Source organism: Stenotrophomonas sp. TEPEL (genome assembly GCF_004348785.1).
GTDB classification, from domain to species: domain Bacteria; phylum Pseudomonadota; class Gammaproteobacteria; order Xanthomonadales; family Xanthomonadaceae; genus Stenotrophomonas; species Stenotrophomonas indicatrix.
On the sequence record NZ_QQXJ01000001.1, the window covers coordinates 177,669 to 201,339 of the forward strand.

23 protein-coding genes are annotated in these 23,671 nt (G+C 68.1%); 15 read left to right on the forward strand and 8 right to left on the reverse strand.

Translation table 11 applies throughout. From position 1 onward, the window contains the following. Positions 1 to 32 precede the first annotated feature (32 nt). The 3 genes from TEP_RS00755 to TEP_RS00765 all read right to left on the reverse strand — a co-directional run bounded on the left by TEP_RS00755 (position 33) and on the right by TEP_RS00765 (position 3,312). Positions 33 to 1,205: a lytic polysaccharide monooxygenase gene (locus TEP_RS00755; RefSeq protein WP_132823701.1), complete on the reverse strand. Its 1,173-nt coding sequence runs from the start codon at positions 1,203 to 1,205 to the stop codon at positions 33 to 35. 215 nt (positions 1,206 to 1,420) lie between these two features. After that, the gene (locus TEP_RS00760) at positions 1,421 to 2,590 is read right to left on the reverse strand and encodes a lytic polysaccharide monooxygenase (protein WP_132823702.1); all 1,170 of its coding nucleotides are present in this window, start codon (positions 2,588 to 2,590) and stop codon (positions 1,421 to 1,423) included. 236 nt (positions 2,591 to 2,826) lie between these two features. Then, positions 2,827 to 3,312, reverse strand: coding sequence for a DUF1203 domain-containing protein (locus tag TEP_RS00765; RefSeq protein WP_132823703.1), 486 nt, complete (start codon positions 3,310 to 3,312; stop codon positions 2,827 to 2,829). A 271-nt stretch (positions 3,313 to 3,583) separates the two neighbouring features. On the opposite strand from TEP_RS00765, the gene TEP_RS00775 reads away from it, so the two are divergent. The 3 genes from TEP_RS00775 to TEP_RS00785 are packed head-to-tail and all read left to right on the forward strand — an operon-like array spanning position 3,584 to position 7,034. Then, on the forward strand, positions 3,584 to 5,110 hold the full coding sequence (locus TEP_RS00775; protein WP_132823706.1) for an alpha/beta hydrolase: 1,527 nt from the start codon (positions 3,584 to 3,586) through the stop codon (positions 5,108 to 5,110). Continuing rightward, positions 5,107 to 5,853, forward strand: coding sequence for an ATP-binding cassette domain-containing protein (locus tag TEP_RS00780; RefSeq protein ID WP_025877565.1), 747 nt, complete (start codon positions 5,107 to 5,109; stop codon positions 5,851 to 5,853). The genes TEP_RS00775 and TEP_RS00780 overlap by 4 nt, the downstream gene beginning before the upstream one ends. Further along, positions 5,850 to 7,034 (forward strand): ABC transporter permease, encoded by a 1,185-nt coding sequence (locus TEP_RS00785; RefSeq protein WP_059065550.1) that lies wholly within the window; start codon positions 5,850 to 5,852, stop codon positions 7,032 to 7,034. The genes TEP_RS00780 and TEP_RS00785 overlap by 4 nt, the downstream gene beginning before the upstream one ends. Before the next feature lie 70 nt (positions 7,035 to 7,104). On the opposite strand, the gene TEP_RS00790 is transcribed toward TEP_RS00785, so the two are convergent. Continuing rightward, on the reverse strand, positions 7,105 to 7,908 hold the full coding sequence (locus tag TEP_RS00790) for a helix-turn-helix transcriptional regulator (protein WP_132823708.1): 804 nt from the start codon (positions 7,906 to 7,908) through the stop codon (positions 7,105 to 7,107). Positions 7,909 to 7,983: 75 nt separating this feature from the next. On the opposite strand from TEP_RS00790, the gene TEP_RS00795 reads away from it, so the two are divergent. After that, positions 7,984 to 8,238 (forward strand): hypothetical protein, encoded by a 255-nt coding sequence (locus TEP_RS00795; RefSeq protein WP_132823710.1) that lies wholly within the window; start codon positions 7,984 to 7,986, stop codon positions 8,236 to 8,238. A 74-nt stretch (positions 8,239 to 8,312) separates the two neighbouring features. On the opposite strand, the gene TEP_RS00800 is transcribed toward TEP_RS00795, so the two are convergent. Continuing rightward, on the reverse strand, positions 8,313 to 9,320 hold the full coding sequence (locus tag TEP_RS00800; RefSeq protein WP_025877557.1) for an energy transducer TonB: 1,008 nt from the start codon (positions 9,318 to 9,320) through the stop codon (positions 8,313 to 8,315). Positions 9,321 to 9,521: 201 nt separating this feature from the next. Next, positions 9,522 to 10,148: a TIGR00645 family protein gene (locus TEP_RS00805; protein WP_032976840.1), complete on the reverse strand. Its 627-nt coding sequence runs from the start codon at positions 10,146 to 10,148 to the stop codon at positions 9,522 to 9,524. 113 nt (positions 10,149 to 10,261) lie between these two features. Between TEP_RS00805 and TEP_RS00810 the strand changes: the two genes are divergently transcribed. From TEP_RS00810 to TEP_RS00825, 4 genes are all read left to right on the forward strand, one after another. Continuing rightward, positions 10,262 to 10,951 (forward strand): glutathione binding-like protein, encoded by a 690-nt coding sequence (locus tag TEP_RS00810; protein WP_132823712.1) that lies wholly within the window; start codon positions 10,262 to 10,264, stop codon positions 10,949 to 10,951. A gap of 157 nt (positions 10,952 to 11,108) precedes the next feature. Next, positions 11,109 to 13,334: a DPP IV N-terminal domain-containing protein gene (locus TEP_RS00815; RefSeq protein WP_132823713.1), complete on the forward strand. Its 2,226-nt coding sequence runs from the start codon at positions 11,109 to 11,111 to the stop codon at positions 13,332 to 13,334. A 25-nt stretch (positions 13,335 to 13,359) separates the two neighbouring features. Further along, complete coding sequence (locus tag TEP_RS00820) at positions 13,360 to 13,875, forward strand: cytochrome c oxidase assembly factor Coa1 family protein (RefSeq protein WP_132823715.1); 516 nt, start codon at positions 13,360 to 13,362, stop codon at positions 13,873 to 13,875. A 76-nt stretch (positions 13,876 to 13,951) separates the two neighbouring features. Further along, positions 13,952 to 15,748 (forward strand): DUF885 domain-containing protein, encoded by a 1,797-nt coding sequence (locus TEP_RS00825; RefSeq protein ID WP_132823717.1) that lies wholly within the window; start codon positions 13,952 to 13,954, stop codon positions 15,746 to 15,748. A gap of 129 nt (positions 15,749 to 15,877) precedes the next feature. On the opposite strand, the gene TEP_RS00830 is transcribed toward TEP_RS00825, so the two are convergent. Beyond that, positions 15,878 to 16,336, reverse strand: coding sequence for a hypothetical protein (locus TEP_RS00830; RefSeq protein WP_132823718.1), 459 nt, complete (start codon positions 16,334 to 16,336; stop codon positions 15,878 to 15,880). Positions 16,337 to 16,517: 181 nt separating this feature from the next. Here TEP_RS00830 and TEP_RS00835 point away from each other — a divergent pair, with 181 nt between their 5' ends. From TEP_RS00835 to TEP_RS00850, 4 genes are all read left to right on the forward strand, one after another. Further along, positions 16,518 to 16,766, forward strand: a complete 249-nt coding sequence (locus TEP_RS00835; RefSeq protein WP_032952021.1) for a hypothetical protein — start codon at positions 16,518 to 16,520, stop codon at positions 16,764 to 16,766. A 123-nt stretch (positions 16,767 to 16,889) separates the two neighbouring features. Continuing rightward, positions 16,890 to 17,807 (forward strand): bestrophin family ion channel, encoded by a 918-nt coding sequence (locus tag TEP_RS00840; protein WP_132823720.1) that lies wholly within the window; start codon positions 16,890 to 16,892, stop codon positions 17,805 to 17,807. Positions 17,808 to 17,826: 19 nt separating this feature from the next. After that, entirely contained in the window at positions 17,827 to 18,816 is a 990-nt protein-coding gene (hemB, locus tag TEP_RS00845) for a porphobilinogen synthase (protein ID WP_025877543.1), read from the forward strand. A gap of 33 nt (positions 18,817 to 18,849) precedes the next feature. Next, positions 18,850 to 19,119, forward strand: coding sequence for an SHOCT domain-containing protein (locus tag TEP_RS00850; protein ID WP_025877541.1), 270 nt, complete (start codon positions 18,850 to 18,852; stop codon positions 19,117 to 19,119). Between the two features lie 161 nt (positions 19,120 to 19,280). On the opposite strand, the gene TEP_RS00855 is transcribed toward TEP_RS00850, so the two are convergent. Next, positions 19,281 to 20,144 carry a PD40 domain-containing protein gene (locus TEP_RS00855; RefSeq protein ID WP_132823722.1) on the reverse strand — a complete coding sequence of 288 codons (864 nt, stop codon included), beginning with the start codon at positions 20,142 to 20,144 and terminating at the stop codon, positions 19,281 to 19,283. A gap of 48 nt (positions 20,145 to 20,192) precedes the next feature. Here TEP_RS00855 and aroE point away from each other — a divergent pair, with 48 nt between their 5' ends. From aroE to dinG, 3 genes are all read left to right on the forward strand, one after another. Then, positions 20,193 to 21,038 (forward strand): shikimate dehydrogenase, encoded by an 846-nt coding sequence (gene aroE / locus TEP_RS00860; protein ID WP_093819437.1) that lies wholly within the window; start codon positions 20,193 to 20,195, stop codon positions 21,036 to 21,038. 3 nt (positions 21,039 to 21,041) lie between these two features. After that, positions 21,042 to 21,392, forward strand: coding sequence for a hypothetical protein (locus TEP_RS00865; protein ID WP_132823723.1), 351 nt, complete (start codon positions 21,042 to 21,044; stop codon positions 21,390 to 21,392). A gap of 152 nt (positions 21,393 to 21,544) precedes the next feature. Further along, positions 21,545 to 23,647 (forward strand): ATP-dependent DNA helicase DinG, encoded by a 2,103-nt coding sequence (gene dinG, locus TEP_RS00870; RefSeq protein WP_025877533.1) that lies wholly within the window; start codon positions 21,545 to 21,547, stop codon positions 23,645 to 23,647. Positions 23,648 to 23,671: the final 24 nt, after the last annotated feature.

Here is a 23,671-nt window from a genome sequence, read left to right on the forward strand (position 1 = left end):
AGGCGGCATTACGCCGCCCCCGGGACCATGCCTCAGTACGGCACCCACGCATCGCGCCAGGCCGAACCCACGCCCGGCCGGTAGGCCTCGGCGTTGACGTTGCACCACGCGCCTTCCGGGAACGGGCGGCAGGCGTACAGCTTGCCGTCGGTGCTCTTCACCACGGTCTCGCCGGGCTTGTAGCTGCCAAGTCCGGCCGGATACACGAAGTCGTAGTCGCCACCCGGCGGTGGATCCACAGGATCGACCGGATCCGGAACGCGTGTGTCGAGCTGGAACCGATGACCGGGCTTCAGATAGACGCGGTTCTCGGTGGCCGAGGCGATCGGCCTGATCACACCATTGTTCATCACACCAACGCGCGCCTGCTGCGCACTGGCGTTGACCGCATGGGCCAGAGCCAGCGGCCACTGGTTCGCCGCAGTCTGGCCGGCGGCCAGGGTGATCTTCGGGCGCTCCAGATCGTTGCCTTGGGCGTTGAACACGCGCAGGGTCAGGGTGGTGCCCACTTCCAGCGCGCCGCGGGCGGTGACCGGACCGGCATCCTGCCATTGCGCTGGCGGCTCGACGCCACCGCCTCCCTCGAAACGCACGTCCATGCAGGTGTAGAAGGCCTCGGCCGAATCCGAGCGCTGCCAGGTGTTGTAGATCAGGTGCTGGCCGCTGCGCTGGGGCAGTGGGCAGTCCAGCTTGTAGACACCGCCCGCGGACAACGGGACGTCGCCCAGCGTGCAGAACTCCTGCAGGTCGGCCCAGCGCAGCGGGCTGCCCGGCTGCCAGCCATCGCGGGTGACGTAGAACTTCCATTCGCGGGTGGCATGCGGGGCAGAGGCAAGAAATTCAAAGGTGTAACGGCCGTTGCCATCGGCGCGGATCGGCGTGGTCGACCAATCGGACCGGTCCAGATCCAGGCCGCGGTACTTGCTGTTGCCACCGCTGCACAGCTCGCCGTCGGGAACGACTGCCTGGTGGTTGCCATTGGCATTGGCCTGGTTGATGCCGGCCCAGTCGTAGAAGGGCTGTGCGCCGCCGATGTCCTTGGCCGCAGCACAGGCGGGGTTGGTCGGCTGCTCTGGATTGCCCTGGTAGCAGGCGTACACCCGGCTGGTGGGTTTGGACATGGTGCCGTGTGCCAGCGCGCTGGCAGAGGCGCCCAGGCTGGCGATGGCAGCCACCGCGAGAGCAAGTCGATTGAGCGGTTGCATGATGGGGTCCTGTGGACGGTGGAAGGTCCAGCGAGTCTCCACACGATGCACAGCGCCAACCATTCAACGATTCCGAAAAGCTGCAGGCTGCGACGGGATGTGCAGTGCCTGCGCGAACGGGTTAACACTTCAAGCCGGACCCGCAGGTCTGCCTCTGCCCCATTGCAGAAGCGGGGCGGCACGCGCGCGCCGCCCCCGCTCAGTCACTCAGTCACTCAGTACGGCACCCACGCATCGCGCCAGGCCGAACCCACGCCCGGCCGGTAGGCCTCGGCATTGACGTTGCACCACGCGCCTTCCGGGAACGGGCGGCAGGCGTACAGCTTGCCGTCGCTGCTCTTCACCACGGTCTGCCCGGGCACGTAGCTGCCGATACCGGCCGGATACACATGGTCGAAATCACTGCCGGGTGACGGCGTACCCGGGTCTGGCACCTTGGTGTCCAGCTGGAAGCGGTTGCCGTCCTTCAGGTACACGCGGTTGTCAGTGGCCGAGGCGGTCGGTGTGATCGCGCCGTTGCTGAGTACGCCGACGCGTGCATGCTGGGCACTGGCGTTGACCTTGCGCGCAAGCGCCAATGGCCACTGCGCCGGCGTGGTCTGGCCTGCGGCCAAGGTGGCTTCCACGCGTTCCACGTCGTTGCCGTTGGCATTGAACACACGCAGCGCCAGGGTGGTGCCCACCGGCAGCTCGGTACGTGCAGTCACCGGCCCGGCATCCTGCCACTGCGGCACCGGCGTGGTACCGCCGCCGCCTTCAAAGCGCACGTCCATGCAGGTGTAGAACGCTTCGGTCGAATCGGCGCGCTGCCAGGTGTTGTAGATCACATGCTGGCCGCTGCGCTGCGGCAGCGTGCACTGCAGCTTGTAGGTGCCATCGGCCGACAGCGGCGTGTTGCCCAGCGAGCAGAATTCCTGCAGGTCGGCCCAGCGCAGCGGGCTGCCCGGTTGCCAGCCGGCGCGGGTGACGAAGAACTTCCAGTCGCGCGTGGCGTGCGGGGCGGTCGCCTTGAACACGAAGGTGAACCTGCCGTTCGCATCGGGCTGGATCGGTGTGGTCTGCCAGTCGCTGCGCTCCAGGTCCAGGCCGCGGAAGGTCGGGTTGTTGCCGCTGCACAGCTTGCCGTCGGGCACCACGGCTTGGTGGTTGCCGTTGGCGTTGGCCTGGTTGATGCCGTTCCAGTCGTAGAACGCCTGCGAGCCGGCCACTGCCTTGGCGGCCGCGCAGGCCGGGTTGGTGGGGTTCTCCGGGTTGCCCTGGAAGCAGGCATAGACGCGGCTGACCGGGGTGATCATCGTGCCGTGTGCGGCGGCGTTTCCGGCAACGCCAACACCGGCGCCAACGAAGACGGTGGCCAACAGCAATGGGGTGTATCGCAGAGACATGGCGCATCCTTGTGGTCGTCGAAGGGAGCGGTGACCGCAGCACCCACGCCGTGTCGCGCGACGGACGATGAGCGGTACCGCCGCGAGTATCGAGCTGCAATACGCAGTGGGAAACCACGTCAACGCCGATCCGTGACTACGTGTGTGAAGCCCTTCCCGCAGGCTTCACGCCACGCTGAACGAACACGCTGGCGGTCACGCCTGCGGCGCGGCGATGATCACGTTCCCGTGCAACGTCATTGCCGCGGGTGGCCGACCCGATCCACCTGGCACGAAAAGCATCCATGCCCTGCGTTGTGCAGCTGCACGAAGGCCACCGTCGTATCGGCGAACAGCCGGTCCAGGTGCGCGGCAACCTCGGTGCCCTGGCAGACCAGGCCGCTCAGCATGAAGTCCGCGCTGTCATAGGCGCGCACCGAGATCAGCCGACGTTGCACGTAGGCAGGTACCACGCCCGCTGGCAGCACGCAGCGGGTTGCACCGCGCTGCACGAAGATCGGGCCCGAAGCGCGGTAAGGCGACTGCGTGGCCAGGTGGGTGTAAGGCAGCAGAAGCAGTTCTGCACCGGCAGGTGCGTCGGTCAGGCTGACCCTGCAGGGGTAGCCGCCGCTGTCGCCAGCGCGCCGGCGCACGATTCCCCGCGCGGCCAGCGCATCGTCGCTGGATTCGAACAGCGCCTCGAACGGCTGGTGGTCGATGCCACTGAGTTGCCACGGATGCATGGAGTGTCTCCCGGTTGTGCGCGCATTCTGCCGGCGCCACGGGCCGCCTGCTCGCCATTTTCCGCCACCTGATCGCGCTGGCCGATACCGCCCTGTACCGGGCAAAGGCCGAGGGTCGCAACCGTCTGGTGGCCGTGCCGACGCCGGCCCAGGACATCCGCCTGTCGCCGTCAGCGTCCGGCGCGTGTAAGTTGGGTCACATTCGATTGGTCACATCTGCCGCGGCACACCGTCGTGGTGGACAGGAACATCCCCAGGGGAATCACGCACGATGCAAAGACACCATTTCGCGCGGGCCGGGTTGCTGGCCAGCATGCTGATTGCCGGCTGCAGTGCACCGCCGCAGGCAGGGTCCGACGGCGCGGGCGATACACCCAGCCGCCGCTACGGCCAGATCGATTTCCGCCCCTGCACGCTGGCCACCGAAGGCGCCAATGCCAACGTCGAGGCGCAGTGCGCGACGTTCCAGGTGCCCGAAGACCGGAGCAGGCCGGATGGCCGCAGGATCGACCTGCGCGTGGCCTGGCTGGAGTCGGGAAACAGCGGTTCGGGCCTGCCGGACCCGGTGTTCTTCCTGGCCGGCGGACCTGGCCAGGCGGCCAGCGAGGTGGCCGTCATCGTCGATACGGCACTGCGCCAGGTGCGCAAGCAGCGCGACATCTTCCTGATCGACCAGCGCGGCACCGGCGGCTCCAATCCGCTCAGCTGCCTGGGCGCGGACGGCAAGGAGCTGCCGATGGATGAAGACGCTGCGCCCAGCGAGGCGCTGCTGCGCGAGTACGCGGAGCGCTGCGCTGCGTCGCTGAAGGGCCGTGCCGACCCGCGCTTCTATACCACCGCCGAAGCCATCGCCGATCTGGACGCGGTACGCCAGGCGCTGGGCGCCAACACGCTGAACCTGGTCGGTGGCTCGTACGGCACCCGCGTCGCCCAGCGCTACGCGGCCGCGTACCCGCAGCACACCCGCAGCATCGTGATCGATGGCGTGGTACCGAACGAGCTGGTGGTCGGCGGCGATTTCGCCACGACTTTCGACAACGCGATCACCCTGCAGTCCGAGCAGTGCCGCAAGGATGCTGTTTGCAGCAAGCGCTTCCCGGTCGACACCCGTGCGCAGCTGCGCAGCGTGGTGGAAACCCTGCGCCGCGCGCCGGTCACGGTCGACTACCGCGACCCCGGCACCAACGCGCCGCGGCAGGAGGTGCTGACCCCGGACAGCGTGGTCGGCCTGGCGTTCGCCTTCTCCTACGTACCGCAGTACTCCTCGCTGTTGCCGCTGGTGCTGGATGAAGCGGCACAGGGTCGCTATGCACCACTGGCGTCGCTGGCGCGCGGCGCTACCCGCAGCATGGATTTCCAGATCAACCGCGGCATGCAGTGGTCGGTGATCTGCAGCGAAGACGCTCCGCGCTACCAGCCGCCGGTCGAAAGCAGCGACAGCCTGGTCGGCCCGGAAGTGGCGCGCGCGTTCTTCGCCGCCTGCCCGGTGTGGCCGCACCAACCGGCTGCGGCGGCTGCGGCAGTGCCGCTGCACAGCGACCTGCCAGTGCTGCTGCTGTCCGGCGAACTGGACCCGGTGACGCCGCCGCGTTACGCCGAGCAGGTGCTCAAGGGCCTGCCGAAGGGACGCGCGCTGGTTGCCCGCGGCCAAGGCCACGGCACCCTCACCGCCGGCTGCATGCCACGCCTGCTCGGCCAGTTCATCGACACCACCGATGCCAAGGCGCTGGATGCCAGCTGCCTGGACACGCTGAGCTACGTGCCGGCGTTCACCTCGTTCAACGGATGGGCCCCATGATCGTCGCCGACAACCTGCACAAGGCCTTCAATACCCGCACCGGTCGCATCCAGGCGGTGGCCGATGTCGGCTTCCGCGCCGAGGATGGCCGCATCACCGGCCTGCTCGGGCCGAACGGCGCCGGCAAGACCACCACCATGCGCATGCTGTACACGCTGATGACGCCCGATGAAGGCAGCATCACCGTCGATGGCATCGACGCGGCCCGCGATCCGGTGGAAGTGCGTCGCCACCTCGGCGTGCTGCCGGATGCACGTGGCGTCTACAAGCGGCTGACCGCACGCGAGAACATCGCCTACTTCGGCGAGCTGCATGGCCTGTCGGCGTCGCGCATCCGCGAACGCATCGAAGTGCTGTCGCATGCGCTGGACATGGCCGACATCCTCGATCGGCAGACCGATGGCTTCTCGCAGGGCCAGCGCACCAAGACCGCCATTGCCCGCGCGCTGGTGCACGACCCGCGCAACGTGATCCTTGATGAACCCACCAATGGCCTGGACGTGATGACCACCCGCGCGCTGCGCCGCTTCCTGCTGGGCCTGCGCGAGGAAGGGCGCTGCGTGATCCTGTCCAGCCACATCATGCAGGAGGTCGGCGCGCTGTGTGACCACATCGTGATCATCGCCAAGGGTACGGTGATGGCCGCCGGCAGTGCCGATGAACTGCGCGCGCAGTCCGGCGAGCCCAACCTGGAAGATGCGTTCGTGAAACTGATCGGCAGCGAAGAGGGCCTGCACGCATGAGCATGATGTCGACCCTGATGACGGTGATGCGCAAGGAACTGCGCGACCTCTCGCGTGACCGCCGCACATTGCTGCTGACCCTGCTGTTCGGCCCCGTGCTGTACCCGCTTCTGATCCTGGGCATGGGCAAGCTGGCGGAAAGCCGCGTGCGCATCCAGATCGAACAGCCGCTGCAGATTCCGACCATCGGTGCGGAGAATGCGCCGAACCTGGTGCGCTTCCTGGCGGCGCAGGGATTGAACGCCGCGCCGGCACCGAAGGACCTGGCCGAAGCGATCCGCTCGCAGGAGATCGACGTGGCCCTGCGCATCAGCCCTGAGTTCGGCAAGGACTGGGCCGATGGCAAGCCCGCGCTGGTGGAAGTGATTCGTGACAGCACCCGTCGCGCCGCCGAAGTGCCCAGTGCACGCCTGCAGGCGGCCCTGGCAACCTACAACGGCCAGGTTGGTGCGCTGCGGCTGATGGCGCGTGGCGTCGACGCACAGGTTGCACGACCGCTGGATGTGGCCACCCAGGACATGGCCAGTGCCGAGGCCAAGCGCGGCATGATGCTGTCGATGCTGCTGCCGGTGCTGCTGACGCTGACCTCGTTCATCGGCGGCGCCTACCTGGTGATGGATGCCACCGCCGGCGAGCGCGAACGGCAATCGCTGGAGCCGCTGCTGGCGACCCCGGGGTCGCGCAGTGCCATCGTCAGCGGCAAGATCGCCGCCGCCTGCGTGGTCGGCTTCGCCTCGTTGCTGCTGACCTTGATCGCGTTCAAGGCCAGCGCACAGATCGCGCCCGGCAACGTCGGCCGACAGCTCAACATGAACATCGGCTCGATGCTGCAGATGCTGCTGGTGATGGTGCCGATGCTGCTGATCGGCACCTCGTTGCTGACCTTCCTCTCGGCCGCGGCCAAGAGCATGAAGGAAGCGCAGAGCCACATGACCTGGCTGGTGCTGCTGCCGATGCTGCCCGGCTACGCGCTGATGGCTTACCCGGTGAAGAGCGAGCTGTGGCAGTACGCGGTGCCGTTCCTGTCGCAGAACCAGATGCTGCTGAAGGTGATCCGCCACGAGGTGATCAGCCCGACCATCTGGGCGATCTACCTCGGCGCCAGCCTGGCGCTGGCCGCCGTGCTGTGGTTCGCCGCCGTGCGCCGCTACCACAACGAGCGGCTGGCGATTTCCGGCTGAGCGTAACCGGTAGCGCCGGGCCATGCCCGGCGGATGAAACGAGGCCCGGTCATTCCGGGCCTCGTGCATTTCAGTGCTGTGAAGCGTTTCCGTCTGCATACCGCGCCGGCGTCACTCCCATCTCGCGCTTGAACACTGCGATGAAGGAACTGGCCGTGTCGTAGCCCAATGACAGCGCCACCGTGGTGACGGATTCACCGGCCAGCAATCGCGGCAGGGCCAGCAGCACGCGCAGGCGCTGCCGCCAGCGGGTCAGGGTCATGTTCGTTTCGGCCTGCCAGCGGCGGGCGAGGCTGCGACTGGACAAGCCGCTGGCGGCTGCCCAGTCCTCGACGGTACGGGTGTCATGTGGCGCGCGTGCCAGGGCGGCGGCGATGCGGCGCAGGCGGCGGTCACCGGGTTGCTGCAGCGCAAGTGGCAACGGCGTGCCTGCAGCGATCTCATCGGCGATCACCCCGGCCAAGCGCTGTTGCCGCGCATCCAACGCCTGCCCGCACCAGTGCAGTGCCCGCGGCACCGCCACCTGCAACACGTCGCTGGGCTGGAAGATGCGCGGTGCGGTGGGCAGGTCCGCGCAGGCCGCCTTGCTGAAGTACAGGCTCCAGCCATCGAAGCTGCCGATGCTGGAAAGCGCATGCGGGTGCTGCGGCGGAAGCCATGCCACGTGCCCGGCCGGAAGCAGCCAGTGGGTGTCGCCCACCTCGATCCGCAACAGGCCGGTGTGGGCACCCAGCAATTGCCCGCGCGCGTGCTGGTGGCGGGCGGTGCGCCGTGAACCCGGCATCGTCAGCTGCGCGCCGAGCAGGGCCGGCCCGCCGCTGGCCTCAGCCAACGCAGGGTCGAGCAGTGGTGTCTGGAATGTCTGTTCTGCCATATCCATTGGCAGTTATACGGCAGAACCGCCGGTGGCGAGCGTCGACACTGGGCGCCCACCTCCCAGGAGCACGCCATGCAGCCGCACGACATCCTTCCCGACCACCAGAACGAGGTGCAGGTGAACGGCCTCACCCTGCGCAAGGGCAGCGTCGGCGCCTTTCTCGCCACCGTGCGGGAGTGGCAGGACCCGGCCCGTGATGCCGACCTCCGTGCCACCGCCGAAGCTGATCTGCGCAGTCTGCTGCCCGGGCTGCACGCGCTGGGCCTGTTCCAGGTGCTGAGCGCGCGTGATCCTGCGCTGCAACGGCTGATCGACAGCGCAGCCTGAAACGCACAAGGCCCGGACATGCCGGGCCTTGCTCCAGAACCGCCGGGCGCGGCCCGGCGCTGCCGCCGTGGGCATCAGCCGCCCGGTGCGAACACCAGCGTGCGGCGGGTGGTGACCGGGGCCGTGACCGGCTCGAAGCGCCAGCGCTTGACCGCGTTGAGGGCTTCGCGATCGAAGACACGCGATGGCGTGGCGCGCAGTACGCGCGCATTGGTCACCGAGCCGTCGGTGCCGACGGTGATCTCCACCAGGACTTCGCCGGAGGTACCCGAACGCAGTGCTTCGGCCGGGTAACGCGGGGCTGGCGTGCTGACCGGGCGCAGGCTAGGCGCAGCGGCGGTCGCGGCCTGGCGGGCGGCGTTGGCCTGCTGCGCAGCGGCCTGCTGCTGCTTCTGCTCGGCATCGCGACGCGCGGCAGCCTGGCGCTCGGCCTCCTGGCGCTCGCTGTCACGGCGGGCAACGTCCTGCTGCGCAGCAATCTGCTTGGCCGCCTCGGCTTCCTTGGCACGCTGTTCGGTCAGGCGCTGCTGCTCGGCCAGCTGCTTGGTGCGGTCTTCAGCGTCCTTCTTGACCTTCTCGGTCTCGTCTTCGGTGCGCTTGGCGGCGACCTGCACGCCCTTGGTCAGGCCTTCCTTCAGGCGCGGCAGGGCCGGGGCCGAGGCATCGACCTTTTCGATCAGGGCGACCAGCCGCTGCGCTTCAGTGAAATCCTCGCGACCCAGATGCTGCTCGGCGGCGATCAGGGTGTACGGCAGAAGATCGGTCAGCGCGCTCTTCACCGAGGCATCGTCCGGCGTCTTGTCGCGCAGTGCCAGGTAGTACTCGATGGCGTTGTCGCCGGCCGGGGCGTACATGCGGTTCTCGCGCAGTGCCTGGCTGGCCGATTCGCGCAGCTGCTCGGTGCCCATCGACTGCACCTTGGCGGCCACTGCCGGTGCGGCTGGTGCTGCAGCGGCGGGGGCGGCGGCGCCCTGTGCGGCCGGAGCCGGTGTTTCATCCTTGCCCGAGCAGGCAGCCAGGGCCAAAGCCAGAGCGACCGGCAACCACCGGCGCGCGGCAGCGATCATTGCGACGTGCGACATCCTGCTCCCCTCTAAGAAGACGACGTTACGAAAAACGTAGATACGCATGGCCGGGACGCAAGGTCCGGGCGTGGCGGGGGACGTTTCCCAGCGTCACCGTCGCCTGTAGCGAGGGTGCAATCTAGCATCCCGGCCTCACCTGCGCACAAGGGCAGGCGCAGCGGGCCGGTGGCGGCACGGGTACCGCCACCGGGATTGGGATCAATGGACGGCAGACTTGCCGTGGCTCTCGGCCTTGTCGTGGCTGCCGGACATCAGCTTGTCGGTCCAGGCGATGCCGATGGCCGACAGGATGAACACGCAGTGGATGATGGTCTGCCAGAGGACGCCGTCGGCCGTCAGCATCGAGCAGCGCGCCACGCCGATGTTGGCGGCAGCCACGCTCATCTGCTCCGGGGTGCACAGCGGGATACCGCCCAGCGCGCCGGTGGCGATGAACGTCTTCAACAGATGGATCGAGGAGATGCCGATGATCGCCATCGCCAGCTTCACTTTCAGCACGCTGGCGTTGACGTGGCTCAGCCATTCCGGCTGGTCCGGGTGGCCTTCCAGGCGCAGGCGCGAGACGAAGGTCTCGTAGCCGCCGACGATCACCATCACCAGCAGGTTGGAGATCATCACCACGTCGATCAGGCCCAGCACGATCAGCATGATCTGCTGCTCGCCCATCGACACCGAGTGCGAGATCAGGTGCCACAGTTCCTTGCCGAACAGGAACACGTAAACGCACTGGGCAACGATCAAACCCAGGTACAGCGGCAGCTGCAGCCAGCGCGAGGCGAAGATCAGGGTGGACAGCGGGGAGAGCGGCGGACGGTTTGCACTCATGCGGAGGATGCTGCGTTTCGGGGGAGAGGCGAGGTTACCGGCCCGCCATGACGGTGCCAAGCCAACGCACGCACTAGACTTCAGGTTCCTTTCCGTACCCCAGAGCCGCCGCCATGATCGACCTGTATTACTGGCCCACCCCGAACGGCCACAAAGTGACGCTGCTGCTGGAGGAAACCGGCCTGGAGTACCGCATCCATCCGGTCAACATCGGTTCGGGCGACCAGTTCAAGCCGGAATTCCTGGCCATTTCCCCCAACAACAAGATGCCGGCCATCGTCGACCACACCCCGGCCGACGGCGGTGCCCCGCTGAGCGTGTTCGAGTCCGGTGCGATCCTGCTGTACCTGGCCGAGAAGACCGGCCGCTTCCTGCCTGCCGACCCGCGTGGCCGCGTCACCACCCTGGAATGGCTGTTCTGGCAGATGGCCGGGCTGGGCCCGATGAGCGGGCAGATGGGCCACTTCAATGTGTACGCGCCGGAGAAGATCCCGTATGCGATCGAGCGCTACGACAATGAAGTGCGCCGCCTGCACGGGGTGATGGACAAGCGCCTGGCCGAGCACGCCTTCCTGGCCGGCGAGGAGTACACCATCGCCGACATGGCCAGCTACCCGTGGGTTGGCGCCTACGACAAGCTGCCGGCGGACTTCGACGCGTTCCCGAACCTCAAGCGCTGGCACCAGGCCATCGCCGCCCGCCCGGCGACCCAGCGCGCCTATGCGCTGCGCCAGCAGGTGAACCCGGACGCGGGCAAGCCGCTCAGCGACGAAGAACGCAGGCACCTGTTCGGCAAGCGCTGACCCGGGGCGGTGGGTGCCGACCGTTGGTCGGCACTCATTATGGGAAGACCTCATGGGCAGAAGGTCATGCTGTCTTCCTGCACCGCCTTGGTTAGGATGGACGTTGACCGTCCCGCGCCTGTCGCGGTGGCGGACCTGCCGTTTGCCGGGATCCTCCATGCGCCATCTGTTCGCCTCGCTCGCCCTCATGCTTGCCACCAGTACCGTCGCCCACGCTGAAAAACTCACCCTGGAAGCCATCACCGGTCCGCTGCCGTTGTCCGGCCCGACCCTGATGAAGCCGAAGGTGGCGCCGGATGGTTCGCGCGTGACCTTCCTGCGCGGCAAGGACAGCGACCGCAACCAGCTGGACCTGTGGAGCTATGACATCGGCAGCGGCCAGACCCGCCTGCTGGTGGATTCGAAGGTGGTGCTGCCCGGCACCGAAACCCTCAGCGACGAGGAAAAGGCCCGCCGCGAGCGCCAGCGCATCGCCGCCATGACCGGCATCGTCGACTACCAGTGGTCGCCGGACGCGCAGCGCCTGCTGTTCCCGCTGGGCGGCGAGCTGTACCTGTACGACCTCAAGCAGGAAGGCAAGGCTGCGGTGCGCCAGCTGACCCACGGCGAAGGCTTTGCCACCGACGCCAAGCTGTCGCCCAAGGGCGGCTTCGTCAGCTTCATCCGCGGCCGCAACCTGTGGGTGATCGACCTGGCCAGCGGAAAGCAGATGCAGCTGACCGGGGATGGCAGCACGACCATCGGCAACGGTGTCGCCGAATTCGTCGCCGACGAAGAGATGGATCGCCATACCGGTTACTGGTGGGCACCCGACGATTCGGCCATCGCCTACGCCCGCATCGATGAAAGCCCGGTGCCGGTGCAGAAGCGTTACGAGGTCTATGCCGACCGCACCGATGTGATCGAACAGCGCTACCCGGCCGCCGGCGATGCCAACGTGCAGGTGAAGCTGGGCGTGATCTCGCCGGCCGAACATGCGCAGACGCAGTGGATCGACCTTGGCAAGGAACAGGACATCTACCTGGCCCGCGTCGATTGGCGCGATCCGCAGCACCTGAGCTTCCAGCGCCAGTCGCGCGACCAGAAGAAGCTCGACCTGGTGGAAGTCACCCTGGCCTCGAACCAGCAGCGCGTGCTGGCCCACGAGACCAGCCCGACCTGGGTGCCGCTGCACAACAGCCTGCGTTTCCTCGATGACGGCAGCGTGCTGTGGTCGTCCGAGCGCACCGGCTTCCAGCATCTGTACCGCATCGACAGCAAGGGCAAGGCCACCGCGCTGACCCACGGCAACTGGTCGGTGGATGAACTGCTGGCGGTCGATGAAAAGGCCGGCCTGGCGTACTTCCGCGCCGGCATCGAATCGGCGCGCGAAAGCCAGATCTACGCCGTCCCGCTGCAGGGTGGCCAGCCGCAGCGCCTGTCGAAGGCGCCAGGCATGCACAGCGCCAGCTTCGCGCGCAACGCCAGCGTGTACGTGGACAGCTGGTCCAACAGCAGCACGCCGCCGCAGATCGAACTGTTCCGCGCCAATGGCGAGAAGATCGCCACCCTGGTCGAGAACGATCTGGCCGATCCCAAGCATCCGTATGCACGCTACCGCGACGCGCAGCGCCCGGTCGAATTCGGCACGCTCACCGCGGCCGACGGCAGGACGCCGCTGAACTACAGCGTGATCAAGCCGGCTGGCTTCGATCCGGCCAAGCGCTACCCGGTGGCGGTGTACGTGTATGGCGGCCCGGCCAGCCAGACCGTCACCGACAGCTGGCCCGGCCGTGGCGACCATCTGTTCAACCAGTACCTGGCCCAGCAGGGCTATGTGGTGTTTTCGCTGGACAACCGCGGCACCCCGCGCCGCGGCCGTGACTTCGGCGGCGCGCTGTATGGCAAGCAGGGCACGGTGGAAGTGGCCGACCAGCTGCGCGGCGTGGCGTGGCTGAAGCAGCAGCCGTGGGTGGACCCGGCGCGCATCGGCGTGCAGGGCTGGTCCAACGGCGGCTACATGACCCTGATGCTGCTGGCCAAGGCGTCGGACAGCTACGCCTGTGGCGTGGCCGGCGCACCGGTCACCGATTGGGGCCTGTACGACAGCCACTACACCGAACGCTACATGGACCTGCCGTCGCGCAATGACGCCGGTTACCGCGAAGCACGCGTGCTGACCCACATCGATGGCCTGCGCTCGCCGCTGCTGCTGATCCACGGCATGGCCGACGACAACGTGCTGTTCACCAATTCGACCAGCCTGATGAGCGCGCTGCAGAAGCGCGGCCAGCCGTTTGAACTGATGACCTACCCCGGTGCCAAGCACGGCCTGTCCGGTGCCGACGCACTGCATCGCTACCGCGTTGCCGAAGCTTTCCTGGGGCGTTGCCTGAAACCTTGATCATCATCCGGGAAGGAGCCCGCCCATGACCCTGCCGCCGCCGATTCCTGCGCCCTCCACCCTGGCTTCCGGCTGGTGGTGCCGGCATTGGCGCTGGGCGATGCCGTTGGCGGTGCTGCTGTTCCTGGCCGCACTGGGCGGCGCCATCACCTGGAGCGTGCTGCGCTGGACCGAGGCCGCGCACGACAGTGCGCCGATGCGCGAGGCGATGCGGCGCGCCGGCTGCAGCGTCGAACTGGTGCAGGTATTCGGCGAACCGCTGCAGGCCGGCACGCTGCCGCTGGGCAGCATGCAGACCGCCATCAACGGCGAGCGCGATGTCGGCCTGACCGTGGCGCTGGAAGGGCCGCATGCGCACGGCCGCCTGTTCGTGAAGGGCACCCGCAGCGACGACGTGTGGGATTACCCGGTGATGTACGTGCTGGCCGAAGACAAGCAGACCTTCGACCTGAGCGCGCTGGATGATGCCGAGGCGGCCGGCGAATGCGAACTGCAGGCCTGTCGGGAGCGTGGCGAATGCGCGCTGACGGCAGCGCTGTAGATGGCGTGACCTCCGACCGATTGTCGCCACCGCCGTGAGCGCGTAGGGTGCGGGCAACCCTGTCCTGGAGTGCTCCATGAAGCCGATCGCGCTTGCCATCGCCCTGGCCCTGACCGCCGCCCCACTGCTGTCGGCCCCACCGGCCCTGGCCGCACCGGCCGCCAAGGCCTCCACGCCGGCCAGCCCGGCCTGGGTCGTGCGCAGCAACGCGCTGGCGCAGATCCTGCTTGATGCGCAGGGGCCGTTCCAGCCCGAGGAGACCGGCTTCTTCGGCGTGCCCGGCTACGACGACAAGGTCGCCGACCTCGGCCCGGACAACGACCAGCGTTACCGCGCCGCGATGGCCAAGGCCCGCGACGAACTGAAGGCCAAGCTGGCCAGCGAGAAGGATCCCAACGTCCGCCAGGACCTGGAGATCATGATCGCCGCCGCCAACCAGAACATCGAAGGCAGCGAGCTCAACCAGAAGTACCTGCTGCCGTGGCGTGATGCGCCACAGAGCGTGTTCAGCGGCCTCAACCTGCTGCTGTCCGACCAGGTGCCGGCCGAGCGCCGGGCCAAGGCGGTCGATCGCCTCAAGGCGTATGCGGGCCTGCAGCCTGGCGGCACCGCGTTCACCACGCTGGCCCGCCAGCGTTACGAAGAGCGGTTGAAGGACAGCACGCTGCTGCAGCCGACGAAGATCGAAGTGCAGCAGTCGCTGGACAACGTCGAGACCTACATCACCGGCATCGAGTCGTTGCTGAAGAAGTACCAGGTCGCGGGTGCCGACGAGGCGATGAAGGCGCTTGCCGCACAGATGAAGGACTACGCCGCATGGACCCGCAAGGAGGTGCTGCCGAAGGCACGTGCCGATGCGCGCCTGCCGGCTCCGCTGTACGCTTACCAGCTCAAGCAGGTCGGCATTGATATCGACCCGAAGCTGCTGATGCAGCGCGCGCAGCTGGAGTTCATGGAAACCCGCTCGGCGATGCGCCAGCTGGCGCCGCTGGTGGTGAAGGAGAAGGGCCTGAAGGTCAGTGATCCGAGCGACCCGGTGGCGGTGATCCGCGCGCTGAAGGGCGAGAAGATTGCCGATGACCAGCTTGAAGGCCACTACCGCAAGGTGATCGATGCCATCGATCCGTTGATCCGCGAACACCGCATCGTCGACGTGCCGCAGCGCGCGATGCAGATGCGCCTGGGCTCGGCCGCCGAAAGCGCTGCCAGCCCGGCACCGCACTTCCTGCCTGCGCCGCTGGTCAACAACACCGGGCAGCAGGGCACCTTCGTGCTGCCGCTGGGCAACCCGGCTGCCGGTGCGGGTGCGCAGTACGACGACTTCAACTTCGGTTCGGCCGCCTGGACGCTGAGCGCGCATGAAGGCCGCCCGGGCCACGAGCTGCAGTTCACCGCGATGGTCGAGCGTGGCGTGTCGCTGGCGCGCACCATGTTCGCGTTCAATTCGGTGAACGTGGAAGGCTGGGCGCTGTATGCCGAGGCGGAGATGGTGCCGTACGAGCCGCTGGACGGGCAGATGATCGCGCTGCAGTTCCGCCTGTTGCGTGCCGCCCGCGCGATGCTGGACCCGATGCTCAATCTCGGCCTGACCGACCGTGCCAACGGCGAGCGCGTGCTGATCGAGCAGGTGGGTCTGTCCAAGGCGATGGCCACCCAGGAACTGGACCGTTACATGGTGCGCATGCCGGGCCAAGCGGGCAGCTACTTCTACGGCTATACCCGCATCCTCGAACTGCGCATGCAGACCGAGCTGGCACTGGGCGCGAAGTTCGACCGCCTGGCGTTCAACAACTTCCTGCTCGACCAGGGCCTGTTGCCGCCGGACCAGCTGGCCGAAGCGGTGAACCAGGTGTTCGTGCCGAAGTACCGGTAGCGCCGGGCCACGCCCGGCGAGCGCAAAGGTGTTCGTGCCGAAATACCGGTAGCGCCGGGCCACGCCCGGCGAGCGCAGCGGAAGAGACGCCGGGCACGGCCCGGCGCTACCCGCGGTGACGCTGCCGCGTCAGCGCTGCGGGGTGATCGTCTGCGTCGGCAGGCGTGCCGGCGGCTCAGGATTCGGTACCCAGATGGCCACGCCGGCGGCGCGCTTCTGCGTCGTCGGTATGCCGATGCCCACGCCGCCGCCCACGTGCGAACCGTAACTGCCGGCACCCACCGACATGCCGACCGGCGAGCCACTGCTGCCCACGCCCATCAGGATCACGCCGTTGGCACCCAGTGCAGCCGCTTCGCGCTTGAGGCGAGCCACGGCGGCATCGGTCTGGCCCTGCGTGCCGAAGCCCACCGCCGAAGACGATTCCAGCTGGGCGATTTCCTGCGAACCGGCGGGCGGCGTCGAATAGATCTGCACCTGGGCCGGATCGATCGGCGCGCGGGCGCGGCCCAGCATGACCTTGGAGGTGCTGGCGCAACCGGCAACGGTCAGCAGCATGGCCGCCAAGGCGACCCAACGGATGTTCATGGCGTATACCCCTGTAGGACTGGTTCGGATCATCAGCCGGGCACTCTGAATCGGCGCCAACATCGGGGCTCGACCCATGGCCGCACGCTAGCACGGGGCCGGTGAGGCTGACGGCAACGGCGGTAGGCGGCGCTGCCTGGAACGGCTATGGTTGGCGCATGAACAACCACCGGAGGGCGCTATGGGTGTGATCAGTCTGTTGTGGGGCGTACTGGCGCTGCTGTGGATGATCCTGGCGTTGATACCGCTGCTGGGCTGGGGCAACTGGTTCCTGATCCCGTTCGCCGCAGTCGGCGCGATCATCGCCGCGCTCGGCATCCTGTTCACCCACCCCAGCAAGCGCGGCCGGGCCTGGACCGGGCTGATCCTGAACGGCATCGTGGTGGTGGTCGGCATCCTGCGCCTGGGGCTGGGCGGCGGCGTGATCTGAGCCGGCCGGGCCGGTGCGACCGGGCGTCGCAGGGACACGGCCGCCGGCCGGGCAGGGAGTAGAATGGGCGGCTGCGCGAGCCCCCCGCGTGCCTGTCGAACCGCGCCCTGCGCGGCTGCTCCCATGATCATTCGTTCCCGCCCCCACGGCTGGCAACTGCTGTACATCCTGCGTGGCTCCATCGTTCCGGCCATCGCGCCGAAGGTGCTGGCCATCCTCGTCCTGTCCATCGCGGTCGCCGCGGTGGTGGAACTGGCGCCGCCGACCGGCATCGAGCGCGTCTCGGTCACCCCGTTCACCCTGCTCGGCCTGGTCCTGTCGATCTTCCTCAGCTTCCGCAACAGCGCCTGCTACGACCGCTGGTGGGAGGGCCGCAAGCTGTGGGGCCAGCTGGTGTTCGAATCGCGCTCGCTGGCGCGGCAGGTACAGGTGCTGCTGGCCGACGACGCACCGCGCCGCCAGCGCATCGGCTACCTGACCACCGCCTTCGCCTGCGCACTGGCCGCGCGCCTGCGCGCCCGCGACGTCGCGCTGGCGGCGGTGCCATGGCTGGACGAGGAACAGCGCGGGCAGCTCGCCCAGCGCGGGAACGTGCCCGATGCGTTGCTGGCGATGATCGCCGCCGAACTGGCCCAGGCCCGTCGCGCCGGCACGCTCGATTCCATTCTTTACGTCCAGCTGGAAGAGCGCCTGCACGCGATGTCCTCGATCCAGGCTGGCTGCGAACGCATCCTGACCACCCCGCTGCCGTTCGCCTACACCCTGCTGCTGCACCGCTGCGCGTGGATGTTCTGCGTGCTGCTGCCGTTCGGCCTGGCCAGCTCGCTGGGCTGGGCCACGCCGGTGCTGTCGGCGGTGCTGGCCTACGCCTTCTTCGGCCTGGACCAGCTGGGTGAAGAAATGGAAGACCCGTTCGGCCTGGAGCCGAACGACCTGCCGCTGGACGCGCTGGTGCGCACCATCGAGATCGACCAGCTCGACGTCCTCGGCGAACGCCCGTTGCCCGCACCCCTGCTGCCGCAGGGCTACCTGTTGCAATAGCCACTCCCCGGAGCCTGCCATGCCTCATCCCCATTACCGCCCGCGGCGCATGCGCCATGACGAATTCTCGCGCCGCCTGATGCGCGAGAACACGCTGACCACCGACGACCTGATCTATCCGGTGTTCGTGCACGAACCGGCCGGTCGCGTTGCGGTGCCGTCGATGCCGGGCGTGGAGCGGCTGTCGATCGAAGAGCTGCTGAAGGTGGCCGAGGAAGCGCTGGAACTGGGCATCCCGGTGATCGACCTGTTCCCGGTGCTGGATGCCTCGCAGAAGTCGCTGGATGCCTCGGCGGCATGGGCCGAGGACGGCCTGGCGCAGCGTGCGATCCGCGCGCTGAAGTCGCGCTTCCCGGAGCTGGGGGTGATGACCGACGTGGCCCTGGATCCGTACACCACGCACGGCCAGGACGGCATCATCGACGACAAGGGCTACGTGCTCAACGACATCACCGTCGAAGCGCTGGTCAAGCAGTCGCTGTCGCATGCCGAGGCAGGCGCGGACATCATTTCGCCGTCGGACATGATGGATGGCCGCATCGGTGCGATCCGTCGTGCGCTGGACGCCGACCACCACCTCAACGTGCGCATCATGGCCTACTCGGCCAAGTACGCGTCGGCGTTCTACGGTCCGTTCCGCGATGCGGTGGGCAGCGCAGCCAGCCTCGGCAAGGCCGACAAGAAGACCTACCAGATGGACCCGGCCAACGGTGACGAGGCGATGCGCGAGATCGCGCTGGACCTGGAAGAGGGCGCGGACATGGTGATGGTCAAGCCGGGCATGCCATACCTGGACCTGGTGCGGCGGGTGAAGGAAACCTTCGGGGTTCCGACCTTCGCTTACCAGGTCAGTGGCGAGTACGCGATGATGAAGGCGGCGTTCGCCAACGGCTGGCTGGACGAGCGCGCCTGCGTGCTGGAATCGCTGCTGGGCTTCAAGCGTGCCGGCGCCGATGGCGTGCTGACCTATTTCGCGCCGCAGGTGGCGCGTTGGCTGCGCGAGCGCTGACAATAGCGCCCACGACGGACGGAGGAACACGCGATGGGACCTGAAATGGGTTGGATGCAATGGCTGATCTGGGGCACCGGTACGCTGGTGTTCGGGGCCATCATCGTCGGCGTGTTCGTTGCTGCCTGGCGCGCCGCGCGGCGCCCGCCCGAGCAGCTCTCCGCTGCGGCCCGGGTTGCCCGCGAGCAGGCCGTGCCGGAAAGCGTGCAGGCCGAACTGGCTGCACTGAACCGGCGCAAGGACAACGGCCAGCTCAGCGAAGCGGAGTACGAACAGCAGCGCGCGAAGGTGCTGTCGCGCTGAGCGCCGTGGCCCGGGATCCGGGCCATCCACGCTTGGCGTGGATCTACTGGTAGTCGCCAACCTTGGTTGGCGGTTCTGTTTCTGTGCCGACCAAGGTCGGCACCTACCGGAGCGGGGGGCGGTCGGTATCCACCGAACGCTCATCCACGCATGGCGTGGATCTACTGCATGCACCCGGGCACTGCCGCCACCTTCGGTACGGCCAGCCGGTATACATCCACGCCACCGGCGCGGGGCGACTTCGCCGCGCTGCTGGCCACCATCATTTCGCCCGGCTTGGCGTTGTCGACCACCGGCGCGCCGGTCCAGCCGCTGGCCTGGTTGAACGACAGTCCGATCGGCTGCAGCGCAGCGCCCGTCCATGCACAACCGCTGGTCCAGACCTGCGCGGTGTCACCGCTGCCACGGCTGAAGGCCACCGCGCCAGCGCTGCCCAGCCAGTCGCCATCGGTTTCATCGGCGGGGCTGTTCAATGCCTGCAATGCCGTCGCCGGGCCTCGCACGCCCTGCGCGTCCAGCGTGGCCACGAACAGGTCCCAGCCGGCACCACGGCCCTGCTGGCGGGCAAACAGCAGCTGTCGCCCGTCCGCGCTCAAGGCCGGTCCGCGCTCTTCATGGCGGCCACCATCGCCAGCCAGCGCTTGCGGCGCCCCCACGCTGCCATCGGCGGCGATCGCCGCCCGGTACAGCCCCGACCGGCCCTCGCGGCCTGCGGCGAACAGCAGCCAGCGGCCATCGCGGCTGAAATACGGATCGCGCACCTCGCCGGACACCGCCAGCGGCAACGCCTGCGCCTGCTGCCAGCGGCCGTCGACCACGCTCGCCTGCCACAGCCCCCAGCCGGCCTCGCCACGGCGGGCGAAGACGATGCGCTGGCCATCGGCGCTGATCGTGGCCCGGCCTTCATCGGCACGGGTGGAGACCACGCCCATGCCTTCGATGCCGTACTCGTTCAACGCCATCGCCACCGGGGCAGAGAGTAGACTGGCGGCGAGCACCAGCAGGGTCGGGGCGATACGCATCATCCAGGTCCATGCACGAAAGAGCACCAGTCTAGCCAGCTTGAGGATTCCATGACCGATCGTTACGCCGTCTTCGGACACCCCGTCGCCCACTCGAAGTCGCCGCAGATCCATGCGGCGTTCGGTCGCCAGGAAGGCATCTCCCTCGACTACCGCAGCATCGATCTCGCCCCGGACGCATTCCTGGCCGGGCTGGAGGCGTTCGCCTCCGAAGGCGGGGTCGGTGCCAACGTCACCTCGCCGCACAAGGAAGCGGCGTTCTCGGTGTGCACTACGCTGACCGCACGCGCGCGCCGCGCCGGCTCGGTCAACACCCTGCTGCGCAAGGGCGACCGCTGGCACGGTGACACCACCGATGGCATCGGCCTGGTGCGCGACCTCACCGACCGCCACAGCCTGGACCTGCGCGGCCGCCGCGTGCTGCTGCTGGGCGCCGGTGGTTCGGCGCGCAGCGTCGCTCCGGCGCTGCTGGATGCCGGCATCACCGAACTGGTGGTGGTCAACCGCACGCCGGAACGTGCCGATGAACTGATCGATGCCATGGGCGAGCCGGGCCGCGCGCTCAGCCGCTACTGGGACGATCTGCGCGACCTCGGTGATTTCGAACTGATCGTCAACGCCACCTCGGCCGGCCGCGATCGCGACGCCGAGTTCAAGCTGCCGCTGTCGCTGGTCAACTCGATGACCACGGCCGTCGACCTGAACTACGGCGAGGCCGCCATCGCCTTCCTGGCGTGGGCGCGCGCCGCGCAGTGCCGCAACACGGTCGATGGCCTGGGTATGCTGGTCGAGCAGGCGGCGGAGAGCTTCCTGCAGTGGCATGCCGTACGCCCGCAGACCGACGAGGTCTACCAGCAGCTGCGCGCCGGTGCCGGCGCCTTCGCCGGGCAGGACTGATCGATGGATACCCAGGCTCTGATGGTCTCCCTGCTGACCATGGTCGGCGTGCGCCTGCCGGTGCTGATTGCCCTGTGTGTCGGCCTGGTCTGGGTGATGGGCGCGCCGCGCGATCCGGCACGCACCGGCGCGCTGACCGGCCTGCTGCTGTTGCTGGCGTCCAGCATGGGCAGCCAGCTGGCCAACCTGGTGCCGATGTGGATGGTCAGCAACGGCGACTTCGGCGCGATCTCGCAGCTGAGCACCGTGCTGGGCGTGGTGCACTTCGGCCTGGCGATGCTCGATGCCGTCGGCACGGTCCTGCTGGTCTGGGCGCTGGTACGGTTGCTGCGGCTGCGCGCCGCTACACCCTGACTCCGATGGCGGCCTTGGCCGCGTCGGTAGCGTTGCGGGGCGTGCATCCAGCCATCGTGCGACGCGGCTGACCCTGTTCAGCGCCCGCGCCTCGGAGCCCGTGGCCGGCCATGCGACAATGGCCGGCCTGACCCCGCTACGGTAGTTCTGGCGTGACCGAAACCGTCGCCGCTCCACGCAAGCTCGATGACACCTTGAAGGACGCGATCCGCAAGGCGTACACAACGCTGCAGGCCAACACCCCCGGCTTCTCCACCCGCCGCTCGCAGAGCCAGATGATCGGCGTGGTGTCGCGTGCGCTGTCCACCAGCGGTGGCGTGGGCGTGGTCGAGGCGCCGACCGGCGTTGGCAAGAGCCTGGGCTACCTGACCGCCGGGGTGCCGATTGCCCTGGCCAGCAAGAAGAAGCTGGTGATCAGCACCGGTACCGTGGCGCTGCAGTCGCAGCTGGTCGAGCGCGATATTCCGAACTTCCTCAAGGCCACTGGCCTGGAGGCGACCGTTGCCCTGGCCAAGGGCCGCACCCGCTACCTGTGCACGCGCAACGCCGCCGAGGCGCACGGCGAGGGCGCGCAGAACGGCATGTTCGAGGACGAGCAGCCGCTGTTCGACCGCCCGCTGGCGCCGATCGAGATGGACATCGCCAAGCGCCTCACCGTGGCCTTCACCAGCGGCAGCTGGGACGGCGACATCGACAACGCACCGGAAACCATCAGTCCTGGCCTGCGCAGCCGCATCACCACCCCGGCCTCAGGCTGCGCGGGGCGACGCTGCGCGTACTCGGCGCAGTGCGCGGTGCTGCGCTCGCGCAACACCGTGCGCGATGCGCAGATCGTGGTCACCAACCACGCGCTGCTGCTGTCGGCGCTGTCCATTGGTGACAGCGACAACGGCCAGCCGATGATCGCCGCGCCGTCGGACATGCTGCTGGTACTCGACGAAGGCCACCACGTGGGCAACGTGGCCATCGACCAGGGCGCGGCCAGCCTGGCATTGGATGAAATGGCCAAGCGCACCGGCCGCCTGCAGATCCTGATCGCCGGTGCCTACCGCGCGGTCGACAAGGATCGCCTCGGCAACCTGCTGCCGAACGAAGCCATCGACGCGGCCAGCAACGTGGCCAAGGGCCTGCGTGCGTTCCGCGACCACGTCGAGGCGGTATGGATGCCGGCGCCGGCCGACGAGGAACCGATGTGGCGCGCGGCCAATGGACGCCTGCCCGAGGCCTGGCGCGAGCCGATCGAGGCGCTGGCCGACGATACCCGCAGCCTCTACAACTGGGCGCACGCGGCCACCGCGCAGGTCGCCAAGGGCAAGCCGGACGATCCGGCGCGCGAGCGCCTGCAGCGCAACCTCGGCATGGCCCTGGAGATGATCGAGCAGCAGTACAACCTGTGGCAGGTCTGGCGCCGCGAAGACAAGGAAGGCGCGCCCCCGATGGCGCGCTGGGTGACCGCCACCCGCGATGGCGACCTGGTGCTGCACGGCTCGCCGGTGTCGGCCGCGCACGTGCTGCGCAAGCTGTTGTGGGATGAAGTGGATTCGGTGGTGATGACCTCGGCGACGCTGACCGGTGGCGGCGACTTCCAGGCGCTGGCGATCGACAACGGCATCCCCGAAACCGCCGAGATGGTCTCGCTGTCCTCGCCGTTCGACCTGCCCAACCAGGCCGAGCTGATCGTGCCGCCGTTCCCGGTTACGCCCGATGACCGCGAAGGCCACCCGCGCGAAGTGGCGCGCTACATCGGCAAGGAACTGGATTGGACGAAGGGCTCGATGGTGCTGTTCACCTCGCGCTGGAAGATGGAGAAGGTGGCGGGGCTGATGCCGGCCGCCAAACGCAAGCAGGTGCTGGTGCAGGGCGAGATGTCGAAGACGCGCATGATCGACGAACACCTGCGCCGTGTCGCCGCCGGCGAGGGGTCGGTGCTGTTCGGGCTGAACTCGTTCGGCGAAGGCCTGGATCTTCCCGGTGAGGCCTGCACCACGGTGGTGATCACCCAGGTACCGTTCGCGGTGCCGACCGATCCGCAGACCGCCACCCTGAGCGAATGGGTGGAAGCGCGTGGGCTCAATGCGTTCAACCTGATCGCGATCCCGCATGCGCTGCGCACGCTGACCCAGTTCGCCGGCCGCCTGATCCGCACCTCCACCGACACCGGGCGGGTGATCATCCTCGACTCGCGCCTGCTGACCCGCCGTTACGGCAAGCGCATCATCGACGCGCTGCCGCCGTTCAAGCGCACCATCGGCTGACCCCGCACTGGTAGCGCCGGGCCA

What these genes read in the sequence shown, in the direction of transcription:
- TEP_RS00775 (WP_132823706.1), top strand. Translation starts at nt 3,584, where the DNA reads ATGCAAAGACACCATTTCGCGCGGGCCGGGTTGCTGGCCAGCATGCTG.
- TEP_RS00760 (WP_132823702.1), bottom strand. Translation starts at nt 2,590, where the DNA reads ATGTCTCTGCGATACACCCCATTGCTGTTGGCCACCGTCTTCGTTGGC.
- TEP_RS00785 (WP_059065550.1), top strand. Translation starts at nt 5,850, where the DNA reads ATGAGCATGATGTCGACCCTGATGACGGTGATGCGCAAGGAACTGCGC.
- TEP_RS00840 (WP_132823720.1), top strand. Translation starts at nt 16,890, where the DNA reads ATGATCATTCGTTCCCGCCCCCACGGCTGGCAACTGCTGTACATCCTG.
- TEP_RS00780 (WP_025877565.1), top strand. Translation starts at nt 5,107, where the DNA reads ATGATCGTCGCCGACAACCTGCACAAGGCCTTCAATACCCGCACCGGT.
- TEP_RS00805 (WP_032976840.1), bottom strand. Translation starts at nt 10,148, where the DNA reads ATGAGTGCAAACCGTCCGCCGCTCTCCCCGCTGTCCACCCTGATCTTC.
- TEP_RS00765 (WP_132823703.1), bottom strand. Translation starts at nt 3,312, where the DNA reads ATGCATCCGTGGCAACTCAGTGGCATCGACCACCAGCCGTTCGAGGCG.
- aroE (WP_093819437.1), top strand. Translation starts at nt 20,193, where the DNA reads ATGACCGATCGTTACGCCGTCTTCGGACACCCCGTCGCCCACTCGAAG.
- TEP_RS00855 (WP_132823722.1), bottom strand. Translation starts at nt 20,144, where the DNA reads ATGATGCGTATCGCCCCGACCCTGCTGGTGCTCGCCGCCAGTCTACTC.
- TEP_RS00795 (WP_132823710.1), top strand. Translation starts at nt 7,984, where the DNA reads ATGCAGCCGCACGACATCCTTCCCGACCACCAGAACGAGGTGCAGGTG.
- TEP_RS00815 (WP_132823713.1), top strand. Translation starts at nt 11,109, where the DNA reads ATGCGCCATCTGTTCGCCTCGCTCGCCCTCATGCTTGCCACCAGTACC.
- TEP_RS00755 (WP_132823701.1), bottom strand. Translation starts at nt 1,205, where the DNA reads ATGCAACCGCTCAATCGACTTGCTCTCGCGGTGGCTGCCATCGCCAGC.
- TEP_RS00825 (WP_132823717.1), top strand. Translation starts at nt 13,952, where the DNA reads ATGAAGCCGATCGCGCTTGCCATCGCCCTGGCCCTGACCGCCGCCCCA.
- TEP_RS00790 (WP_132823708.1), bottom strand. Translation starts at nt 7,908, where the DNA reads ATGGCAGAACAGACATTCCAGACACCACTGCTCGACCCTGCGTTGGCT.
- TEP_RS00810 (WP_132823712.1), top strand. Translation starts at nt 10,262, where the DNA reads ATGATCGACCTGTATTACTGGCCCACCCCGAACGGCCACAAAGTGACG.
- TEP_RS00800 (WP_025877557.1), bottom strand. Translation starts at nt 9,320, where the DNA reads ATGTCGCACGTCGCAATGATCGCTGCCGCGCGCCGGTGGTTGCCGGTC.
- TEP_RS00865 (WP_132823723.1), top strand. Translation starts at nt 21,042, where the DNA reads ATGGATACCCAGGCTCTGATGGTCTCCCTGCTGACCATGGTCGGCGTG.
- TEP_RS00850 (WP_025877541.1), top strand. Translation starts at nt 18,850, where the DNA reads ATGGGACCTGAAATGGGTTGGATGCAATGGCTGATCTGGGGCACCGGT.
- TEP_RS00835 (WP_032952021.1), top strand. Translation starts at nt 16,518, where the DNA reads ATGGGTGTGATCAGTCTGTTGTGGGGCGTACTGGCGCTGCTGTGGATG.
- hemB (WP_025877543.1), top strand. Translation starts at nt 17,827, where the DNA reads ATGCCTCATCCCCATTACCGCCCGCGGCGCATGCGCCATGACGAATTC.
- TEP_RS00830 (WP_132823718.1), bottom strand. Translation starts at nt 16,336, where the DNA reads ATGAACATCCGTTGGGTCGCCTTGGCGGCCATGCTGCTGACCGTTGCC.
- TEP_RS00820 (WP_132823715.1), top strand. Translation starts at nt 13,360, where the DNA reads ATGACCCTGCCGCCGCCGATTCCTGCGCCCTCCACCCTGGCTTCCGGC.